This is a genomic window from Actinosynnema sp. ALI-1.44 (genome assembly GCF_001984155.1).
In the GTDB taxonomy this organism is placed as follows: domain Bacteria; phylum Actinomycetota; class Actinomycetes; order Mycobacteriales; family Pseudonocardiaceae; genus Kibdelosporangium.
The window spans coordinates 353,277-372,243 of record NZ_MTQO01000048.1; the positions used below are offsets into that span (position 1 = coordinate 353,277).

The following is an 18,967-nucleotide window of genomic DNA, read 5'->3' on the forward strand; positions in this document are numbered from 1 at the left end:
TCAGGAATTCTCCGGCTGGAGCAGTGCGTCCAGCGCGGCGGCGTCCGCTGTCTCCGCCGGGGATTCGAGGTCGGCGCCGCTGAACAGGCCGGAGCCCGCGGGCACAGCGGCCGGGTCGGCACCGAGGTCGACGACCTTGTTCTGGCCGTCGACGAACACGACCCTCGGCCGGAAGGACGCGGCCTCGGCGCTGTCCATGATCCCGTAGGCGATCATGATCACGATGTCGCCGGGGTGCACCAGGTGCGCGGCGGCGCCGTTGATGCCGATCACGCCGCTGCCCCTCGGGCCCTCGATGACGTAGGTCTCCAAGCGCGCGCCGTTGGTCACGTCCACGATGGTGACCTGTTCGCCCGCCAGCAGGTCGGCGGCTTCCATCAGGTCGGCGTCCACCGTGACCGAGCCGACGTAGTGCAGGTCGGCCTGCGTGACCGTGGCCCGGTGGATCTTGGACTTCAACATGGTGCGCTGCATGGTGTTGCCCCCTTCACAGCCCCGGCTCGGGCGGTTCGCCCAGGCGCAGGCCGGTGTTGTCGATGAGTCTCGTCGTGCCGACCCGGGCGGCGACGAGCAACCTTGCCTCTCCCTGTTCCGGCGCGGGACCGAGGTCCGGCGCGCGCAACTCGAGGTAGTCGACGACGACCTCGGGGTGCTCCGCCAGGACCTCCCGCGCGGCCCTGACGACCTCCTGCCCGCCCGAACGGCCCGCGAAAGCCCCTGCGGACAACGCCGCGGACAACGCGACCGCGCTCTTCCGTTCGGCGGCGTCGAGGTAGACGTTGCGCGACGACAGCGCGAGGCCGTCGGGTTCGCGGACGGTCGGCACACCGATCACGTGGGTGTCCATGTCCAGGTCAGCGACCATCCGTTTGATCAGCACGAGCTGCTGGTAGTCCTTCTCGCCGAACAGCGCGAAGTCCGGGCGGACGATGTTGAACAGCTTGTTCACGACGGTGAGCACGCCGTCGAAGTGTCCTTTTCGGACGCTACCGTCCAGCTCGTCGCCCAATGGTCCCGAGTGGACAGTCACTTGCGAGCCCGGCGGGTACATGTCCTCGCGCTCCGGGGTGAACACGATCTCGACGCGTTCGTCCCGGCACGCGTCCAGATCCGCTTCGAGCCTGCGCGGGTACTTGTCCAGGTCCTCGTTCGGCCCGAACTGCAACGGGTTCACGAAGATCGACACGACCACGACGGTGTTCGGGATGTTGCGCGCCCGGCGGATCAGCTCGCGGTGACCGGCGTGCAGCGCGCCCATCGTCGGCACCAGGACGATCTTGGTGCCGGCCGCGCGCAGCGCACGCGTGATCCTGGCGACCTCCTGCGGCTTGCTGTGCACGTGCAGCGCGCCGCGGGTGAACTCGGGTGCCTTCGGTGTGGTCACTCAGCGCTCCTCGTCGATGGCCTGGAAGACGTCCGGCGAGAGATCCCCGCGCAGCAGGCCGCTGTCGGTGGCCCGGCGCGCGGTTCGCCTCGCCAGTTCCCGGTAGCTCGCCAGCAACTCGGGCGCGTTGTCCCGCAACACGTTCAGGTGCTTGCGCACTGTACCGGCATCACCACGAGCCACCGGACCGGTCAGCGCGCGGTCGCCGTGCCGCAGCGCGTTGTCCAACGCGGCCGACAGGAGCGGTCCCAGCAGGCGTTCCGGCGCGCCGACACCGGACTCGCGCACCAGGTCGGCCGAGTCGGCGACCAGTGTGATCAGGTGGTTCGCGGCGTGCGCCAACGCGGTGTGGTACGCCGGACGGGCCTGCGACGGGACCCGGATCGGCTCCGAACCCATCTCCACCACCAGCGCCTCGCCGACGTTCCACGCGGCCTCGTCGCCCTCCTGCGCGGTCACGCCGACCGAACAGGCGACAAGACGGTCAAGATCCTCGACACGACCGGTGAACGTCATCACCGGGTGCAGCGCCAGGGGCAACGCTCCCTGGTCGGCGGCGGGCTGGAGCACGTCAACGCCATAGGCACCCGACGTGTGCACCACGATCTGCCCCGGCCGCAACGCACCGGCAGCCGCGAGCCCGCGGACCATGCCTTCGAGCGCGTCGTCCGGCAACGCCAGCAGAACCAGGTCAGCCTTGCTGACGACCTCGTCCGGCGGCAGCAGCGACACCCCGGGCAGCAGGTCCTCCGCTCGCCGCACGGAGTCGCGCGACACGCCGGACGCGGCGACCACCGCGTGCCCGGCTCTGGCCAGCGCGGCACCCATCACCGCGCCCACTCGGCCGGCGGACACGACGCCCACTCCGAGGCGCGCGGGACGGCTCATGCCAGTTGTCCTTTCGTCAAACCAAGGTGAGAGCGTAACTATTGGCGCCTGGCAGCGCTGACCGCCGTGGCCCGGCTCACGCGAACTGCCTGTTCGAGCAGGCGTTCCACCTCGTCATCGGGGTGGCTGTGCCGGTGGAACGCCAATTCGGTGACGGCCGTCTGGTAGTCCGCGACCGCCCGGCCCGCCTCCGGCCCGGACTTGCGGGCGACTTTCCTGCGCCACTCGCGCCTGCGTTTGAGGTTGGCGAGCACTTCCACCTCGCTCGCGGCGATGAGCCCGTCGCTGACCAACCGGGGCAGTGCGGCGGCGATGATCTTCTGCTCCCGCTTGCGTGCCCAGTTGGCCAGGACCGTCGCCAGCACGAAGACCGGCAGCATGATCAGGAAGTACACGTTGAGGAAGGTGGTGGCGCTGCCGAGGGTGGCGGCGGAGTTCCACAGCGAGTGCAGGACGACGGCGGCCAGGTACCCGGCGAGCGGTGCGGCGGCCTTGACCCACTTCGTCCTGGAACCGGCGGCAACACCGATCCCGATGCCCGTCATGACGGTGAAAAGCGGATGGGTGAACGGCGACATCACGCCGCGCAGGATGAACGCGGCGATGACCCCGGCGGTCTGCGCGGTCCCGAAGCCGTGCTCGCCGAAGATGCGCCCGAAGTAGTAGATGTTCTCGGTGAACGCGAACCCGGCCGCGCACATCCCGGCGTAGACGATGCCGTCGATGACACCGTTGAACTCCTGCCGCTTCCACAGGTAGATCCCGAGCACGAACGCGGCCTTGGCCGCTTCCTCGATCAGCGGGGCGGACACGACGGCGGCGATGGTGTCCCCGCCGCCCTTGCCGAGCAGCAGGTCACCGACGGCCTCGGCGGTGTTGTTGATCAGCAGCGCGGTGAGCGTGGCGCCGCACGCACCCCACGCGAACGCCAGCCACAACAACTTGGCCGGTTCCGGCTCCCACCGGTCGATCCAGAGGAACACGGCGACGACGGGCCCGACGGGCAGCAGCGCACCGGCGACTCCGACCAGTTCGGCGACGATGCCGACCCGTGCGGTGAGGTAGGCGAAGACCGCGATACCGGCGAGGCTGAGCAGAACGAGGCCGACGATGGGCAGCAGAACGGTCTTGCGCCGCGGCGTCGGCCGAACAGACACGGCCGGCTCCTGGTTGATCACAGCGCAAAACCTTAGCTGCCCGGTCGTGAGTGGTTGGTCCGGTTCTAACCGGTATTTCCACTCACGAGGAGTCCTCGCGGCGACGACGGCGTCGCGGTGTCTCCCCGCCTGATCCGTACGCGGCCAGCAGCTCGTTCACGGACTTGCCCGCGGCGTGCGATCCGCTCGGCTCCGGGTCGGGTTCGGGGGCAGGCCGGGTGTGGCTGGCGGACTGCTGCTGCCGGGCCTGGTAGGTCTCCTGCCAGGAAGGAGCGTCCTCCGCGCGGCGCCGACGCCCGCCTCCCGTGCTCTCGGCGGCGGCCGGGGGCTCGGCGGCCCGGCGACGTCCACCGCTCTCCTCGGCCGGTGGGGACTGCGCGGCGGCGGGGGCGACGACCCGGGTGGACGGCTCGGGCTTGCGGACAGGCGGAGGCGGCGGAGGCGGCTCGGGGGTGGTCCGAGCGGCGGGCGCACGCACGACCGTGGGCTCCGGGGACTCCGGCAACGGCTGGATCCGCGTCGGCGCCTCGGGCTCCTGGCGCTGCGCCGGACGCTCGGACTCCAGCCGCTGCGACAGCGAAGGCTGCGGCTGGACCCGCGTGGGCGCCTCGGGCTGCGGCATCGGGCGGCTCGGCTGTGCCTCGGCGTCCGGCCGCTGCATCGGACGACTGACCTGTGCCGATATCTGGGCCGATATCTGGGGCTCCGGCTTCTTCGGCGGACGCGGCGGGCGCCCGCTCTGTTGACGGGCCTGCCCGGCGGCCGGAGGCTGCGTGGTGCGCTCCCACGACGGCGTCCAGTTCGGGTCGATGCCCTCGCCGAGGCTGTTCGCCGAATCACCGGCCACCGGCTGGTGGTACGGGTTGTCCGGCCGTCCCACCGGGGTGACCGGGTCCCACCAGCCCGAACCGGGGTCGGCCGGGTCGTCGCGCCGGGGCTGGCGGAGCTGCACCTGGCGTTCGGCCGGTTCACGCGGGGGACGCTGCTGCTGTGGCCGCTGCGGCTGCGGGCGGGCACTGCCGCCGCCATGACCTGTGCCCCCACCGGCGCTGCGGGGCCGCTCGGGCACGCGCTCGATCAGCTCAGTCTGGGGCTCGCTGGGGATGACCACCGGCTGCTGCTGGTTCGACGACGGGTTGAGCCGCTTGACCACCTGCGCGGACTGCGGCAGCTGGTGCGACTCGTCGGGCAACGACCGCATCCTGGTCGCCTGCGCCTGCAGCGCGAACCGTTCGACGAGGACCTCACCGCCGAGCAGCGACTGCAACGTCTCCCGCAGCTGGCCGAGCTCGGTGCGCAGGGCGTCGATGTCCGCACGGGACTGCTCCTCGGCCTTGCGCTTGGCCTCGGCCTCCAGTTCCAGCTCGTACTCGCGCCGCGCGGCGATCTCACGCTCCAGTTCGAGCTCGTAGATCGCCTGCATGCTCTGCGCGTCATCGGACTTGTCGGCCACCTGGCGGCGGAACCGCGCGGCCAGGAACGCCCCGACGAGCGCGGCCCACAACGCGGCGAGGATGCCCATCTTGAGGAATCGGGCGTCGTCGGTGAGGACCAGGATCAGCGTCGCTCCGAGTACCAGGACAAGCGCGCCGCCCAGCAGAAGGCGCGCGGTACTCGGCACCTTGAAGGAGTCGCGCGTCGAGGAGGCTCGGCCGGACATGCCTAACACCGTACCTGTCAGTTATCGCTCCGAGACCTGCTCGTGGCCGAAGGTGCGATGAACCTGCGCTTTGCGTCGATCAACGGTCGTCAGGCTCCTTCGGCTCGTCCGGGGTCTTGCAGCAGTGTTCGAGCCACAGTCCCGCCGCGATCAGCGCGGCAGCACAGAGCGCACCGATCACGGCACTGGACGTGTCGTTGCCCGCCGCCACGACGTCCGAACGCTTGGGAAACACGTAGACGAACACACCCACCCATGCGCCGAGCATGATCGCACCGAGCACTGAGGACGCCTTCGCCAGCGCGACCGCACGGGCGGCGGTCAGCGCCTCAACCGGCTTGTCCCGCCTGGTCCCGCGGATGCGCGACCGCAGTGAGAAAGCCAACACCACGTCGACCGCCGCGATGACCACCAGCGTGACACCGGCGAGCGTGGGCAACGGCGGCATGGAGCCGTAGGCCGACTGCAGGATCACGTACAGCACGACCGCGGCGAGCAGCCCCGCGATGACCAGGTCGCGTGGCCTGGTGAACTTCACGCCGCCTCCAGCTTGAGATCGTCCCGGCGCCGCACGCCCCCGTCGCCCAGCACCGCCAGCAGCTCGGCGACCGAGCCGTGTCCGGGCAGTGTCGCGTCCGGCTGCACATCCAGCCACGGCACCAGCACGAACGCCCGTTCGTGTGCCCGTGGATGCGGCAGTTCCAGCTTCGGGTCGGTGCTCGTGACGCCGGTAACAGTGATCACGTCCACATCGAGCGAACGCGGACCCCACCGGACCTCGCGGACACGCCCGGCGGCGTTCTCGAGCTCGTGCGCGCGGCGCAGCCAGTCCCATTCGTCGAGGTCCTCACGCGAGGCGACCACGATCGCGTTGAGGAAATCGTCCTGATCGGTCACGCCCCACGGCGCTGTCTCGTACACAGCCGACACCGCCAACGCGGGCAGACCGTCCACGGCGGACTGCAGGTTCGCCAGCCGATCGCCCATGTTGGACCCGATCGACAGGACCGCGGTGGTCACGTCCGGTGCCTCCGCACAGTGACCGCCACGTCGGCGAACGTGAGCGGGATGGGTGCGGACGGCTTGTGCACGGTGACCTCGACCGAGGTGACCCGCTTGTCGCTGAGGACCTCGTCCGCGATCTCGCCCGCGACCGTCTCGATCAGGTCCCGCGCCGGACCGGCGATGATCGCCGCCGCGCGTTCGGCCAGTTCGCCGTAGTGCAGTGTCCTGGTGAGGTCGTCCGTCGCGGCCGCCTCGGCCAGGTCGAGCCAGACCGTGATGTCGACGACGAAGTCCTGCCCGTCGCGCTTCTCGTGCTCGAACACACCGTGGTTGCCCCGTACCCGCAGCCCGGTGAGCGTGATCCGGTCGCTCACACCCGCTCCCATTCCGCCACTACCCGGACCGCGTCCAGTGATCGCACCACGTCGTGCACGCGGACGCCCCAAACGCCCTTGGCAGCGGCCATCGTCGAAATCGCCGCGGTCGCGTCCTCGCGACCGTCCGGGGGCCGCGGTGTGCCGTCTTCGTCAGCGAGCAGCCTGCCGATGAAACGTTTGCGCGACGCCCCGACCAGGACGGGATACCCCAGGTCGATGAAAACATCCAGGCGCCGCAGCAACGCCCAGTCGTGCGGGGCCCGCTTGGCGAACCCGAGGCCCGGGTCGATCGCGATCGCGTCGTGCGCGACACCGGCGGCCAGCGCCGCGTCGACGCGTTGGCACAGCTCGGCACGCACCTCGGCGACCACGTCGCCGTACTCGGCCAGCGAATTCATGTCCTTGCTGTGGCCACGCCAGTGCATCAGGATCCACGGCACGCCGGCGTCGGCGACCACGCTGGCCATGTCCTTGTCCGCGAGGCCGCCGGAGACGTCGTTCACGACAGTCGCGCCCGCCGCCAGCGCGGCCTCCGCGACCCGCGCCCGCGTGGTGTCCACGCTGATCCGCACGCCCGCGGCGGTCAGCTCCTTGATCACCGGCTCGATCCGGCCGATCTCCACGTCCGCGGCCACCCGCTCGGCACCGGGCCGGGTCGACTCACCGCCCACGTCGATCAGGTCCGCACCCGCGTCCCACATCTGGTGCGCGTGGCGCAGCGCGTCGTCGACCGAGAGGTACCGGCCGCCGTCGGAGAAGGAATCGGGCGTCACGTTCAGGACACCCATCACCACGCAACGGCCGGGATCGGGCAGCAGCCGATGCGTCATCGACGGGCCTTGATCAGGTCCAACGCCTCCGCACGCGACGACGCGGACGTCTTGAACTGGCCGCGTACGCCCGAAGTCGTCGTGCGCGCCCCCGGCTTGCGGATGCCGCGCATGGACATGCACAGGTGCTCGGCCTCCACGACGACGATCACGCCGCGCGGTTCCAGCGTCCGCATCAGCGAGTCCGCGATCTGCGAGGTCAATCGCTCCTGCACCTGCGGGCGCTTGGCGTACGCGTCGACCAGCCTGGCCAGTTTGGACAGCCCGGTGACCTTGCCGTGCTCGTTCGGGATGTAGCCGACGTGCGCGACACCGTGGAACGGCAGCAGGTGGTGTTCGCAGTAGCTGTACATCGGGATGTCGGTGACCAGCACGAGTTCCTCGTGGGCCTCGTCGAACGTCTTGGCAAGCACCGCGTCCGGGTCCATGTACAGACCGGCGAACATCTCGCGGTACGCACGGGCCACCCGGGCCGGTGTCTCGGCGAGCCCCTGGCGGTCCGGGTCCTCTCCGCACGCCAGCAGCAACTCACGCACGGCGCGCTCGGCGCGTGCCTGGTCGAAAACGGGACGAACGGAGCGGGCGCCGTCCACTGGGGAGGCGCCCGCGCCGTTCACTGACTCGATGCTCAGTTCTTACCGTCCCGGTCGTCCTGGTCCGGCTGCGGCGGTGACGTCGCCGGACGCCAGCCGGGAGGGGCACCGTAGTGCGGCGGACCGCCCGGCCTGCCCTCCGGCGGCACGTACGGCCCCTGAGTCGACGGCAGCCCGTTGGGCAGGGAGCCGTTGTTGGCTTCCTTCGGCAGGTCCTTGGCACCACCGACGGCACCGACCGGGGTCGGCTCCGGCTCCTCCTGGATCGGCGGCCACGGCTCGCCGCGCTCCATCGCCAGCTCGCCCTTGGTCTTGATCGGCGGCTTGTCGGACGGCACGCGCTCACCGAAGTCGTTGAACGCGGTGATCCGGGGCCGCTTCTCCACGCGGGAGAAGATCCGCTCGAGATCCCTGCGCTGCAAGGTCTCCTTGTCGAGCAGTTCGACCACGAGCTCGTCGAGCACGTCGCGGTAGGTGTTGAGCACCTCCCACGCCTCGGTGTGCGCCGCCTCGATGAGCTTGCGCACCTCCTCGTCGATGCCCTGCGCGACCTCGTGCGAGTAGTCCGGTGACGTGCCCATGGACCTGCCGAGGAACGGGTCCCCGTGGTCCGAGCCGTACTTCACGGCGCCGAGCTTGGCGCTCATGCCGTACTCGGTCACCATCGCCTTGGCGATCTTGGTGGCCTGCTCGATGTCGGACGAGGCGCCCGTGGTCGGCTCGTGGAAGACCAGTTCCTCGGCCGAGCGGCCACCCAGCGCGAACACCAGGCGGGCGATCATCTCCGAACGGGTCATCAAGCCCTTGTCGTCCTCGGGCACGACCAACGCGTGCCCACCGGTACGACCACGCGGCAGGATCGTCAGCTTGTACACCGGCTCGAGGTCCGGCATCGCCCACGCGGCCAGCGCGTGCCCACCTTCGTGGTAGGCCGTGATCTTCTTCTCCTTCTCGGAGATGATCCGGCTCTTGCGGGCCGGACCGCCGATCACGCGGTCGACCGACTCCTCCAGCGCGGCGTTGTCGATCGACGAGCCGTTCTGGCGGGCGGTGAGCAGCGCCGCCTCGTTGAGCACGTTCGCCAGGTCCGCGCCGGACATGCCGACCGTGCGCTTGGCGAGGCTGGCCAGTTCGACGTCCGCGGCCATCGGCTTGCCCTTGGCGTGCACCTCGAGGATCTTGCGGCGTCCCGTGAGGTCCGGTGCGGACACCGGGATCTGCCGGTCGAACCGGCCGGGGCGCAGCAGCGCCGGGTCGAGGATGTCGGGCCGGTTGGTCGCCGCGATCAGGATGATCCCGCCGCGCGCGTCGAAGCCGTCCATCTCGACCAGCAGTTGGTTCAGTGTCTGCTCGCGTTCGTCGTGACCGCCGCCGAGGCCCGCGCCACGCTGGCGGCCCACCGCGTCGATCTCGTCGACGAAGATGATGCACGGAGCGTTCTGCTTGGCCTGTTCGAACAGGTCACGGACACGCGAGGCGCCGACACCGACGAACATCTCGACGAAGTCGGAGCCGGAGATCGTGTAGAACGGCACCCCGGCCTCACCGGCGACGGCCCTGGCCAGCAGGGTCTTGCCGGTCCCCGGCGGCCCGTAGAGCAGCACGCCCTTCGGGATCTTCGCGCCGAGTGCCTGGTAGCGGCCCGGGTTCTGCAGGAAGTCCTTGATCTCGTACAGCTCTTCCACGGCCTCGTCGACCCCGGCCACGTCGGCGAACGTGGTCTTCGGCATGTCCTTCGACAGCTGCTTGGCCTTGGACTTGCCGAAGTTCATCACCCGGTTCCCGCCGCCCTGGACGTTGTTCATCATCCAGAGCAGGAGCAGGCCGAGCAGCACCAGGGGGATCGCGAACAACAGGATCTGGGTGAAGATCGAGTCCTGTGTGACCTTCGTCTCGAATTCCACGTTGTTCGTGCGCAGTACGTTGAACACGTCGTCGCCGGCCTGCGCCGGGTACGAGGTGATCAGCTGCTTCTGGTTGTCCGCCTTCGACGCGTCCTTGAGGACCAGCTTGAGCTGTTGTTCCTTGTCCTCGAGTGTCGCCTTCTCCACGTTGCCGCTGTTGATCTGGGCGATCGCCTTGGTCGTGGAGACCTGGGTGAACCCGCGGTTGGAGTCGAAGATCGTGCTGAACGCGAGGTACAGCAGGACCACTGCCAGTATCCATAGCAGCGGGTTGCGGAGCAGTCGCTTGCGGTCCATTCACTTACGGCCGCCGGGCGGCCTCGACCCTCCCTGACTTGCATTTCGGGTAGTGAGCCCCACTACCCGGCCGGCGGGGCAATCCGGTCCATCCAGCGTACCGCCCACTTCCAGCGCTTCACGCGCCAAGTGAACGAGCGTAGCCCGTTCTCCCGGCACGCGTGCGCCTGACAGTGCAGATAACGGCTGGATTCCCCTGTTCGGTTCCCGGCCATCCTGAGGGAGTCCTCAGGATGAGTAGACGGCTGGTTCCAGCGTGCCGATGTACGGCAGGTCGCGGTAGCGCTCGGCGTAGTCGAGGCCGTAGCCGACGACGAACTCGTTGGGGATCTCGAAGCCGATGTACTCGACCGGGACCTCGACCCGCACCGCTTCCGGCTTGCGCAGCAGCGTGCAGACGCGCAGCGTGGCCGGGCCACGCGAGGCCAGGTTCTTGAGCAGCCACGACAGCGTCAGGCCCGAGTCGATGATGTCCTCGACGATCAGCACGTCACGACCGGCGATGTCCCGGTCGAGGTCCTTGAGGATCCGCACCACGCCCGAGCTCGACGTGGTCGAGCCGTACGAGCTGACCGCCATGAACTCGAGTTGGACGGGTACTGGCAGCGCACGCGCCAGGTCTGTCATGAACATCACCGCGCCCTTGAGCACACCGACGAGCACCAGATCCTGCCGCGCGCCGCCGGCCGGATAGTCCTCGGCTATCTGCTTGGCGAGTTCGGCGATCTTCTCGTTGATCTCTTGCTCGGTGATCAGCACGGAGGCGATGTCGCCGTCGTACACGCCGTCTCTCCCTCAACTTGATTTCCCTGCCGGCGGTTGCACGCAGAGCCTGCCATGGCGGCGGCACACCACAAAGCCACCGGGCAGCCAGACCCCACCCTGACCACGCCATTCACCCACCAGTGCGTCGACGGCGCGGAGGTGGCCGTCGGTGAGTTCCGGCACCCCGGCGTCCTTCAGCCAGCCGCGCAGCACCCGGCGGCGCAGCGCCGACGGGTGTGGCGACAGGCCGGTGACCAGCATGTTCTGGCTGTCCTGGCGAATTCTCGCCGCCATCGCGTCGAGCGCGTCGAGGTCCTCACGGAGTTGCTCGGCGGTCCGGGCGAGCGCTCCCGCGACGCCGCCCTGGAGCACCTCCTCCATGAGGGGGATCACGTCGTGCCTGAGCCGCACCCGGGTGAACGACGGGTCGCTGTTGTGCGGATCGGTCCACGGCTCGAGCCCCAGTTCCGCACACGCGGCGACCGTGACGGCTCTGCGGACCTTCAGCAGCGGACGGCCCCACGGCGGGTCGAACGCGCGCATACCGGCGATGGACCGCGGCCCGGAGCCCCGGCCGAGGCCCAGCAGGACCGTCTCGGCCTGGTCGTCCATGGTGTGGCCGAGCAGGACCAGACCATCATGGGCGTTGCGGAGCGCCTGGTAGCGCGCCCGTCGGGCCGCCGCCTCCATGCCGCCAGGGCCGGTCACCTCGACCCGCAGGACGCGGGCGTCGACACCGACGGTCTTGAGCTGGGCCGCGGCCTCGTCGGCCACGTCGGCCGAGCCGTGCTGCAGGCCGTGGTCCACGATCAAGCCGGTGACCTCGGTCAACGTCGCCGTCGCCGCAGCGAGCGCGAGCGAGTCCGCGCCGCCGGACACCGCGACCGCGACCGGTCCGTGCGAGGTTGTGCTCAGCAGATCCTTGACGGCCTTGCGGACGGTCAGGGTCGCACTCGGCGCAGCCATGCGTCCGGGTCCGAGATCTCCGAGCGGCGCGGCAGGGTGTCGGCGGAGGTCCACACGGCGTTGAACCCGGCCATCCCGGCCTCGCCGACGACGTGCCTGGTGAACGCGGCACCCGCGGCGTACTGCTTGACCTTGGCGTCCACGCCGAGCAGCGTGCGCAGCACCCGGTCCAGCAGACCGCCGCCGCGGCGGCGTTCGGTGAACCGGCCGCGGATGACGTCCACCGTCGGCACGACCGACGGGCCGACCGCGTCCATCACGTAATCCGCGTGCCCTTCCAGCAGTGTGGACAGGGCGATCAGCCGGTCGAACACCTCGCGCTGTTCGGCGGACTGCAGCAGCTCCATCAACGTCACCGGGTCGGACGAGGCGTCCGGGTCGAGCGAGCGGCGCCGGGCCTCCTTGATGACGTCGGGGAACCGGTTGAGCGCGCTGGCCGCGCTGTCGTCCATTCCGGACAGGAACTTCTTGACCTGGCCCGCGAAGTAGTCCTTGAGCCACGGCACGGCGGTGAACTGCAGCCGGTGCGTGCACTCGTGCAGGCAGACCCACATCCGGAAGTCACCGGCTGGCACGTCGAGCGCGCGCTGCGCGCCGATGATGTTGGGCGCGACGAGGAGCAGGCGACCGTCGTTGAACGGGTCGTACTGGCCGAGCACGCGTGCGCCGAGGAAGGCGAGCACCATTCCCGCCTGGACACCGGCACTGCCCGCCATCACGGCGCCGACCGGGCCCGCGTAGGCGCGGGGCAACGCGCCGTCCGTCAGGACTTCGAGGCCCTCGGCCGCGGCCCTGATCCAGCCGGGGCGGTCGACCACTTCGCCGGGCGGCAACGGCAGGCCGTGGCCGAGGCCCGTGAGGTCACGGACGTGCCCTTCGGCGACGTCGGTGGCGTTCCGCAGATCCCTGACCGCCGCCTCGGCCTCCGCCATCGGTACGTCGGGTCCGCGCCGGACCAGGCGCTGCCCGGTCGAAATGGCCAGTGACCAGTCGACCGGCGAACCCGTCCCTCGCCTGAACTCAGTCGCCGCTTCCACAACCCCGACGCTACCTGAGCCTTTACGCTCTGTGTGATTGCGCGCTCATTATTTGCAGCCGCACGTGCGCAGTGCCGCGGCGACGGCGTCGAGCGCGGGCCGGGCCTGGATCGTGTCGCTGCCGTTGGTCATCAGCGCGAACACCAGGAGCCTGCCGTCCTTGTCGAGCACCACGCCGGCGAGCGAGTTGATCCCGGCGAGCGGCAGCGTGCCCGTCTTGGCCCGGACCCAGCCACGGCCGCCCGCGGCGGCCTGCCCGACGGCGAACCGGCCTTCCAGCGTGCCGCTGCCACCGGCGACCGGCAGACCGCCGAGCATCGGACGCAGCTTGGCGGACTTCTCGTCCTTGCCGTCGCCCGCGGCGGTCGCGAGGACCTTGGCCAGCAGCAGCGACGGGGTCTTGTTGCTCGTCGACATGCCGCTGCCGTCGAACAGTTCGGCGCCTGTGACGTCGAAACCGTTCTCGGCCAACACCTTCAGCGTGGCCTTGTGGACACCCTGGAACGACGGCTCCTCCCCGGCGGCGATCGCGACCTCGCGGGCGACGACGTCGGCGAGGACGTTGTCGGAAGCTTGCAGGAACTGGTCGACGAGCTCGGTCAGCGGCGCGGACCGGACCTCACCCAGCACCTGGGCGTCGGCGGGCGCCTTGACCTCGGGGCTGGCCGCCACACTCGCGCCGATGCGCTTGGCGAACTCGGCTGCGACCGTGCGCGGCGGGTTGGTGCTACGCGGGCTCTTGTCCTTGGTCGGGTCCTGGCGCGCACCGTCCATCATCAGCGGCGTGATCGGCGAGATGTACCCCTCGGCGACGTCACCGGGAAGGACACCGGGGGCGAGGTTGTCGGTGGTGTAGCGGGTGCGGTCGACGAAAACCTGGCTGACCGGCCCCTTGGCCTTCACCTGGGCGACGAGGTCGTCGAGCCGCGGCGAGCCGGGGAACACGGAGTTCTTGCCCGCGGGCAAGGAGTTCAGCGTGCCGTCCCCACCGCCGACGATGATGACGCTGCCGGGCTGCGGGCCGGCGACGACCTTGGTGCTGAACTGCTGGCCGTGCGGCAGCTTGAGCAACGCGGCGGCCGCGGTGAGCAGCTTCGTGGTGGAAGCGGGCGTGAGCGGGGTGTTGGACGCCTTGTCCCACAGAACATCCCCGGTTGCCGGGTCGATGACGGTACCCGTCAGCGTGCCCAACGCGGCATTGCCCGCCGGACCGGCCAGCACACCCTGCACGCCTTGCTTGGTCGGCGTGGGCGCGCCGCCGTCCGCGCCCTTGATGCTGGGGGTGAAAGCAACGGGCGCAGGTGGCGGAGCCACAGCGGTATCGGCATCGGACCCACCGAGCCCGAGCTTCTCCCTGACGCCGGGAACGAAGAAGACGACCCCGGCCCCGACCGCGATCACCAGGACAAGAGCGGCGAGGACGAACAAGCCCTTGCGTGGCCTCCTGCCCTTGGGAGTGTCGTCATCGGACGGTGGCTCGGGCGGGTCGTCCTCGAATCCCAGGGGAAACGGCGGCTCGGTCTCTTCGGCAGGTGGCCGCACGGGTTCGGTGCGGACGGTCGCCTCGCTCTGCCCCCGGTCCACGGGCGGACGCACGGGTTCACCACTCGGCCGCTGCGGCGCACCGGGTCTGGCACCTGGCGGACGCATGGGCTCGCTGCGAGTCGGAGCGGCGAACGGCCCTTCCCCCGAGGTCTCCAGGCCCATCGGCGCACCGGCACGGGGCCGCTGCGGAGGCCGCATGGGTTCACTGCGCGTGGGATTGGCGAAGGCGCCTTCACCCGGCTCCTGCCGCTGAGGCGGACGCATCGGCTCGCTCCGGGTCGGAGCGGCGAACGGCCCCTCCCCGGACGTCTCCAAGCCCATCGGCGCACCAGCCCGGGGCCGCATCGGCTCACGGCGCGTCGACTGGTCGAACACACCCTCACCCGACGACTCGAGGCCCATGGCCGCACCTCCCCTGGGCAGCTGAGGAGGCCGTGTCGGCTCGTTGCGCGTAGGGGCGAAAAGGGAGTTTTCGTCTGGTTCGGGCTCCTTCGCGGCCTTCTCCGAGCCGCCACTCACCTCACGCCGCGATGGCGGCGGCTGCACCGGCAAGCTGCGCATCGTCGCCTCAGCCGAGCCATCGCCGTCGGCAGAACCCTCCGGCTCACCACCGCCGCCCTGTTCCTGCGGCCGGACCGGCTCAGTGCGGGCCGCGGTGGAGAACCGGCCGTCCCCCGGCGGCTCCGCACCGCTTGGCGCAGTGGAACTGGGCCACGCCGCAGCCGGAACCTGATCGGATCGACCGGATTCGGCAGCCCGCGACGGCTGGGCAGGTTCACCGCGTTCCGTCGATTCCGCCGCGTTCTCCCCGGGCGACCGCGGTCCACTCGGCTCTTCGGCCTCGGGCCAATCGGCGCGCTGACTCTGCGACGCCTTCACAGGCCCGCTGCGAACCGTCGCCTCAGCCGCGCTCTCTTCGGAGCTGGAAGGGCGCTGGTCGTCACCGTTGTCCCGGCTGTCGTCAGCGCCCTGGTGCTGTGGCGCTTCCGCCGAGTCACGAGCGGCCACCGTGAACAGCGACTCGGTCGCCGATTCGACGGGAGCGGGCTCGACAGGGTTGGGCTCGGCAGGGGCGGGCTCGACAGGGGCGGGCTCGCTCTTCTCCTCCGGCTCGTCCAGGCCTTCGGTAGCCGACTTGCCGGGTTCGTCCGTGTCGGGCGCAGGAGGTTGGGGCTGTCCCCGCTCCTCGTCTTCCGGCGGCTTCACCGGCTCGGTGCGCGCCGTCGCTTCGGCGGGCTGCGGGGTGAACAGGGACGGCACACTCACCGTTTTTTCACCTGAACCGGTGACGGGCTGGCGCTTGTCCACCGGGGGTGCCGTAACCGGTTCCGGCTTCCTCGGCGCCTTCTTGGGGTCCCGCGGTTCGATGCGGACCGGGGCGGCGCGGGGTGGTTCGTCGGGCGAGTCGGGTGATTCGAACCACGTTGAGGCGCCCGCGGGCGGGTCGCTCTTGAGCTGCGCGGGGCGGGGAGGCTGTCCCGGTTCGATGCGCATGGGCAGCGCGCGCGGTAGTTCCCGCGGGGTCCCCCGCTGCTGCGACGGCGCGGGTTTATCCGGGTCTACCTGCGGAAAACCGGGCGTCGGCCGATCGTCGTCCGCCGTCGGCCATGCCGGGTCGTCCTGGTCTGGCACTGGTGTTCTCCCCTGTCCAACATCACATCGGTGACCGACCGCCGTGATGCCGGCCGAGCGCGAGTCGTAGTCCAGACTAGTAGCGAGCACCGACCAAAGATGATGAGCGAGGAACAGGCGTGGAGTTCGACGTCACGATCGAGATCCCCAAGGGCGTACGCAACAAGTACGAGATGGACCACGAGACGGGGCGGATCCGGTTGGACCGGACTCTGTTCACCGCCACCCAGTACCCGGCTGACTACGGGTTCGTCGACAACACGCTCGGCGAGGACGGCGACCCGTTGGACGCGCTCGTACTCGTGCAGGAACCGACGTTCCCCGGCTGCCTGATCCGCAGCCGCGCGATCGGCATGTTCCGCATGACCGACGAGAAGGGCGGCGACGACAAGGTCCTCTGCGTGCCCGCGGACGACCCGCGTTCGGAGCACCTGCGCGACATCCACCACTTGAACGAGTTCTACCGGCTGGAGATCCAGCACTTCTTCGAGGTCTACAAGGACCTCGAGCCCGGCAAGAGCGTCGAGGGCGCGACCTGGGTCGGCCGGACCGAGGCCGAGGCCGAGATCAAGCGCTCGTACGACCGGCTCAAGGTCGAGCACCCCGAGCACACCGAGCACTGACAGGACCACGAGCGAGGGCCCTGCTCCGCAAGGAGCAGGGCCCTCTGTTCTCCGTGGTGGGAAAACCCCAGAACGTCAGTGCATCGCGGCGACAGGTGCCGCCTCGTCGTTCTCGGCGACCCGCTGCAGACCCGACTTGTTCGACAGCGGCACCTCCTTGAGGAACCAGATCAGCGCGAACGCGACGAGCACGACGATCCCGCCGACCATGAACACAGTGTCCAACGAACTGGCGAATCCGTCGAGCACCGGCCTGGCGTCACGCGGCGGCAGCGCGTTGATGAACTCCGTGTTGTTCAGGTCGATGCCACCGGCACCCGCGGGCATCGCGGGCAGGCCCGCAGCGGCGCGCGCCGCCGAGATGCGGTCGGCCACGATGCCGAACAGGATCGACAGGAACACCGCGGTACCGACCGTGCCACCGATGGACCGGAAGAACGTCGCCGACGAGGTGGCCACACCCATGTCCTTCGCGGGCGCGTCCGCCTGGATCGCCAGCAGCAGGCTCTGCATGCACAGGCCGAGGCCGATCCCGGCGAGCAACATGATCAGCATGGTCTGCCACAGCGCGGTGTCCGTCCCGATCTGGGCGAACAGGAACAGCGCGCCCGCCGTCGCGCCGAGGCCGACGATCGGGAAGACCCGGTAGCGCCCGGTCTTCGAGGTGATCCGGCCGCTGCCCATCGCCGCGACGAGGATGCCGAACGTCATCGGCAGCGTCATCAGCCCGGACTCGGTCGGCGTCGCGCCCTTGACGATCTGCAGGTACAGCGGCAGCGACATCATCATGCCGAACATGCCGATGCCCATGATGAAGTTGATGACGTTGGTCAGCGCGAACACCGGCCGCTTGAACAGCCGCATCGGCAGCAGCGCCGCGTCACCCATCCACCGCTCGACGAACACGAACGCCACGAGGCCGATCACACCGGTCGCGTACATGGCGATCGACGCACCGGAGCCCCAGCCCCATTCGCGGCCCTGCTCGGCCACGATCAGCAACGGCACCAGGCCGATGGTGAGCGTGCCCGCGCCCCAGAAGTCGATGCGCTGCGGCACCTTGGTGTGCGGCACGTTCAGCACGCGGCTGACCACGACGAGTGCGACCAGCGCGATCGGCACGTTGATCAGGAACACCCAGCGCCAGCCGGTGATGCCGAGGAACGTGTCGAAGCCGGCGAACATGCCGCCGACCAGCGGACCGGCCACACTGGACAGTCCCCAGATGCCCATGAAGTAACCGGTGTAGCGGCTGCGCTCGAGCGGTGACGTGATGTCGGCGATGATCGCCAGCGCGAGCGACATCAGGCCACCGGCACCGAGGCCCTGCACCGCGCGGAACGCGGCCAGTTCGTACATCGAGGTCGCGATGCCCGAGAGCAACGAGCCGGCCAGGAAGAACGTGATCGCGGTCAGGTACATCGGCTTGCGGCCGAAGATGTCCGAGAGCTTGCCGTACAGCGGCGTCGAGATCGTCGCCGTGATCAGGTAGGCGGTGGTCGCCCACGCCTGGATGGTCTGACCGTGCAACTGGTCAGCGATGGTCTTCATGGCCGAGGCCATGATGGTCTGGTCGAGCGCCGCCAGGAACATGCCGAGCATCAGCCCGGACAGGATCGTCAAGATCTGGCGGTGGCTCAGCGCGCCGGACCGCGGTGCGGCTTCCCCAGCGGCGGCTGTCGCCTGGTCGGACATCAGTTCTCTCCTTTGGAGCGCGCCATGAGCTCGGCGTGCTCGTTGATGAAGGTGGGGATGTAGCGCTCGTGGTCGGCCACGAACCGTTCGAGCAGTTCCACGAACCGCTCGCGGTCGTCGGTCGGCCAGTGCGCCAGCATCCGGGCCAGCGAGCAACTGCGCTGGCGGTGCCGGGTCTCCAGCAGGACCCGTGCTTTCTCCGTGACGGCGAGCAGGCTGGCTCGCCCGTCCGCCGGATCGGCGCGGCGTTCGATCAACCCGTCCTTCACCAGCCCGGCGACCTGCCGGGAGATCGTGGACGGATCCGAGTACACCGCTTCGGCGAGCACGTTCGACCGGACCGGACCGGTCTGGTCGAGCGTCCCCAACAGCATCATCGACGTCTTGTCGATGCCTACCTTGCTCAGCTGGGAAGCCACCGAAGCCCACTGCCTGCCGAGCCCCATCATCGCGTTGCCCAGACGCGTCCCCAACTCGATTTCGGCTTGGCCGAGCTGTGTGGCCGGTTCGGTGTCCGCTCCTGTGCCGAGCATGCCAACCCCTGACTTGCTTGCATCACCCAATTAATTGCTCGATACAAGCATGCGCTTGGCGGCGTTATTCCGGCAA

General features: G+C 69.6%; 18 protein-coding genes. 1 reads left to right on the forward strand and 17 read right to left on the reverse strand.

Annotation, left to right across the window (positions count from 1 at the left end):
- The 15 genes from panD to dacB all read right to left on the reverse strand — a co-directional run bounded on the left by panD (position 1) and on the right by dacB (position 15,674).
- Positions 1–474 carry an aspartate 1-decarboxylase gene (gene panD / locus ALI144C_RS29200; protein WP_076990372.1) on the reverse strand — a complete coding sequence of 158 codons (474 nt, stop codon included), beginning with the start codon at positions 472–474 and terminating at the stop codon, positions 1–3.
- 13 nt (positions 475–487) lie between these two features.
- Positions 488–1,384 carry a pantoate--beta-alanine ligase gene (panC, locus tag ALI144C_RS29205; RefSeq protein WP_076990373.1) on the reverse strand — a complete coding sequence of 299 codons (897 nt, stop codon included), beginning with the start codon at positions 1,382–1,384 and terminating at the stop codon, positions 488–490.
- Entirely contained in the window at positions 1,385–2,272 is an 888-nt protein-coding gene (locus tag ALI144C_RS29210) for a Rossmann-like and DUF2520 domain-containing protein (RefSeq protein ID WP_076990374.1), read from the reverse strand. It abuts the gene before it with no gap.
- A gap of 38 nt (positions 2,273–2,310) precedes the next feature.
- On the reverse strand, positions 2,311–3,429 hold the full coding sequence (locus ALI144C_RS29215) for a PrsW family intramembrane metalloprotease (RefSeq protein ID WP_076990532.1): 1,119 nt from the start codon (positions 3,427–3,429) through the stop codon (positions 2,311–2,313).
- Positions 3,430–3,511: 82 nt separating this feature from the next.
- Positions 3,512–5,089: a DUF6779 domain-containing protein gene (locus tag ALI144C_RS29220; RefSeq protein ID WP_076990375.1), complete on the reverse strand. Its 1,578-nt coding sequence runs from the start codon at positions 5,087–5,089 to the stop codon at positions 3,512–3,514.
- A gap of 79 nt (positions 5,090–5,168) precedes the next feature.
- The gene (locus tag ALI144C_RS29225) at positions 5,169–5,627 is read right to left on the reverse strand and encodes a DUF3180 domain-containing protein (protein ID WP_076990376.1); all 459 of its coding nucleotides are present in this window, start codon (positions 5,625–5,627) and stop codon (positions 5,169–5,171) included.
- Positions 5,624–6,109 carry a 2-amino-4-hydroxy-6-hydroxymethyldihydropteridine diphosphokinase gene (gene folK / locus ALI144C_RS29230; RefSeq protein ID WP_076990377.1) on the reverse strand — a complete coding sequence of 162 codons (486 nt, stop codon included), beginning with the start codon at positions 6,107–6,109 and terminating at the stop codon, positions 5,624–5,626. The genes ALI144C_RS29225 and folK overlap by 4 nt, the downstream gene beginning before the upstream one ends.
- On the reverse strand, positions 6,106–6,468 hold the full coding sequence (folB, locus tag ALI144C_RS29235; protein ID WP_076990533.1) for a dihydroneopterin aldolase: 363 nt from the start codon (positions 6,466–6,468) through the stop codon (positions 6,106–6,108). The genes folK and folB overlap by 4 nt, the downstream gene beginning before the upstream one ends.
- Positions 6,465–7,301, reverse strand: a complete 837-nt coding sequence (gene folP, locus ALI144C_RS29240; RefSeq protein WP_076990378.1) for a dihydropteroate synthase — start codon at positions 7,299–7,301, stop codon at positions 6,465–6,467. The genes folB and folP overlap by 4 nt, the downstream gene beginning before the upstream one ends.
- Entirely contained in the window at positions 7,298–7,918 is a 621-nt protein-coding gene (gene folE, locus ALI144C_RS29245) for a GTP cyclohydrolase I FolE (protein WP_237774362.1), read from the reverse strand. Before folE ends, folP begins: the two co-directional genes overlap by 4 nt.
- Positions 7,919–7,929: 11 nt before the next feature.
- A complete protein-coding gene (gene ftsH, locus ALI144C_RS29250) occupies positions 7,930–10,095 on the reverse strand; it encodes an ATP-dependent zinc metalloprotease FtsH (protein WP_076990380.1) in 2,166 nt (721 codons plus the stop codon).
- Positions 10,096–10,323: 228 nt separating this feature from the next.
- Positions 10,324–10,878, reverse strand: a complete 555-nt coding sequence (hpt, locus tag ALI144C_RS29255; protein ID WP_076990381.1) for a hypoxanthine phosphoribosyltransferase — start codon at positions 10,876–10,878, stop codon at positions 10,324–10,326.
- A 12-nt stretch (positions 10,879–10,890) separates the two neighbouring features.
- Positions 10,891–11,826 carry a tRNA lysidine(34) synthetase TilS gene (tilS, locus tag ALI144C_RS29260; RefSeq protein WP_076990382.1) on the reverse strand — a complete coding sequence of 312 codons (936 nt, stop codon included), beginning with the start codon at positions 11,824–11,826 and terminating at the stop codon, positions 10,891–10,893.
- The gene (locus tag ALI144C_RS29265; RefSeq protein WP_076990383.1) at positions 11,802–12,863 is read right to left on the reverse strand and encodes a zinc-dependent metalloprotease; all 1,062 of its coding nucleotides are present in this window, start codon (positions 12,861–12,863) and stop codon (positions 11,802–11,804) included. The genes tilS and ALI144C_RS29265 overlap by 25 nt, the downstream gene beginning before the upstream one ends.
- A 48-nt stretch (positions 12,864–12,911) precedes the next feature.
- Positions 12,912–15,674: a D-alanyl-D-alanine carboxypeptidase/D-alanyl-D-alanine endopeptidase gene (gene dacB / locus ALI144C_RS29270; RefSeq protein WP_143230935.1), complete on the reverse strand. Its 2,763-nt coding sequence runs from the start codon at positions 15,672–15,674 to the stop codon at positions 12,912–12,914.
- A 485-nt stretch (positions 15,675–16,159) separates the two neighbouring features.
- Here dacB and ALI144C_RS29275 point away from each other — a divergent pair, with 485 nt between their 5' ends.
- Positions 16,160–16,663, forward strand: coding sequence for an inorganic diphosphatase (locus ALI144C_RS29275; RefSeq protein ID WP_076990385.1), 504 nt, complete (start codon positions 16,160–16,162; stop codon positions 16,661–16,663).
- Positions 16,664–16,738: 75 nt separating this feature from the next.
- Here the strand turns inward: ALI144C_RS29275 and ALI144C_RS29280 are convergent, their stop codons facing one another.
- Positions 16,739–18,358, reverse strand: a complete 1,620-nt coding sequence (locus ALI144C_RS29280; RefSeq protein WP_076990386.1) for an MDR family MFS transporter — start codon at positions 18,356–18,358, stop codon at positions 16,739–16,741.
- Positions 18,358–18,891: a MarR family winged helix-turn-helix transcriptional regulator gene (locus tag ALI144C_RS29285; RefSeq protein ID WP_076990387.1), complete on the reverse strand. Its 534-nt coding sequence runs from the start codon at positions 18,889–18,891 to the stop codon at positions 18,358–18,360. The genes ALI144C_RS29280 and ALI144C_RS29285 overlap by 1 nt, the downstream gene beginning before the upstream one ends.
- Between the last annotated feature and the right edge of the window lie 76 nt (positions 18,892–18,967).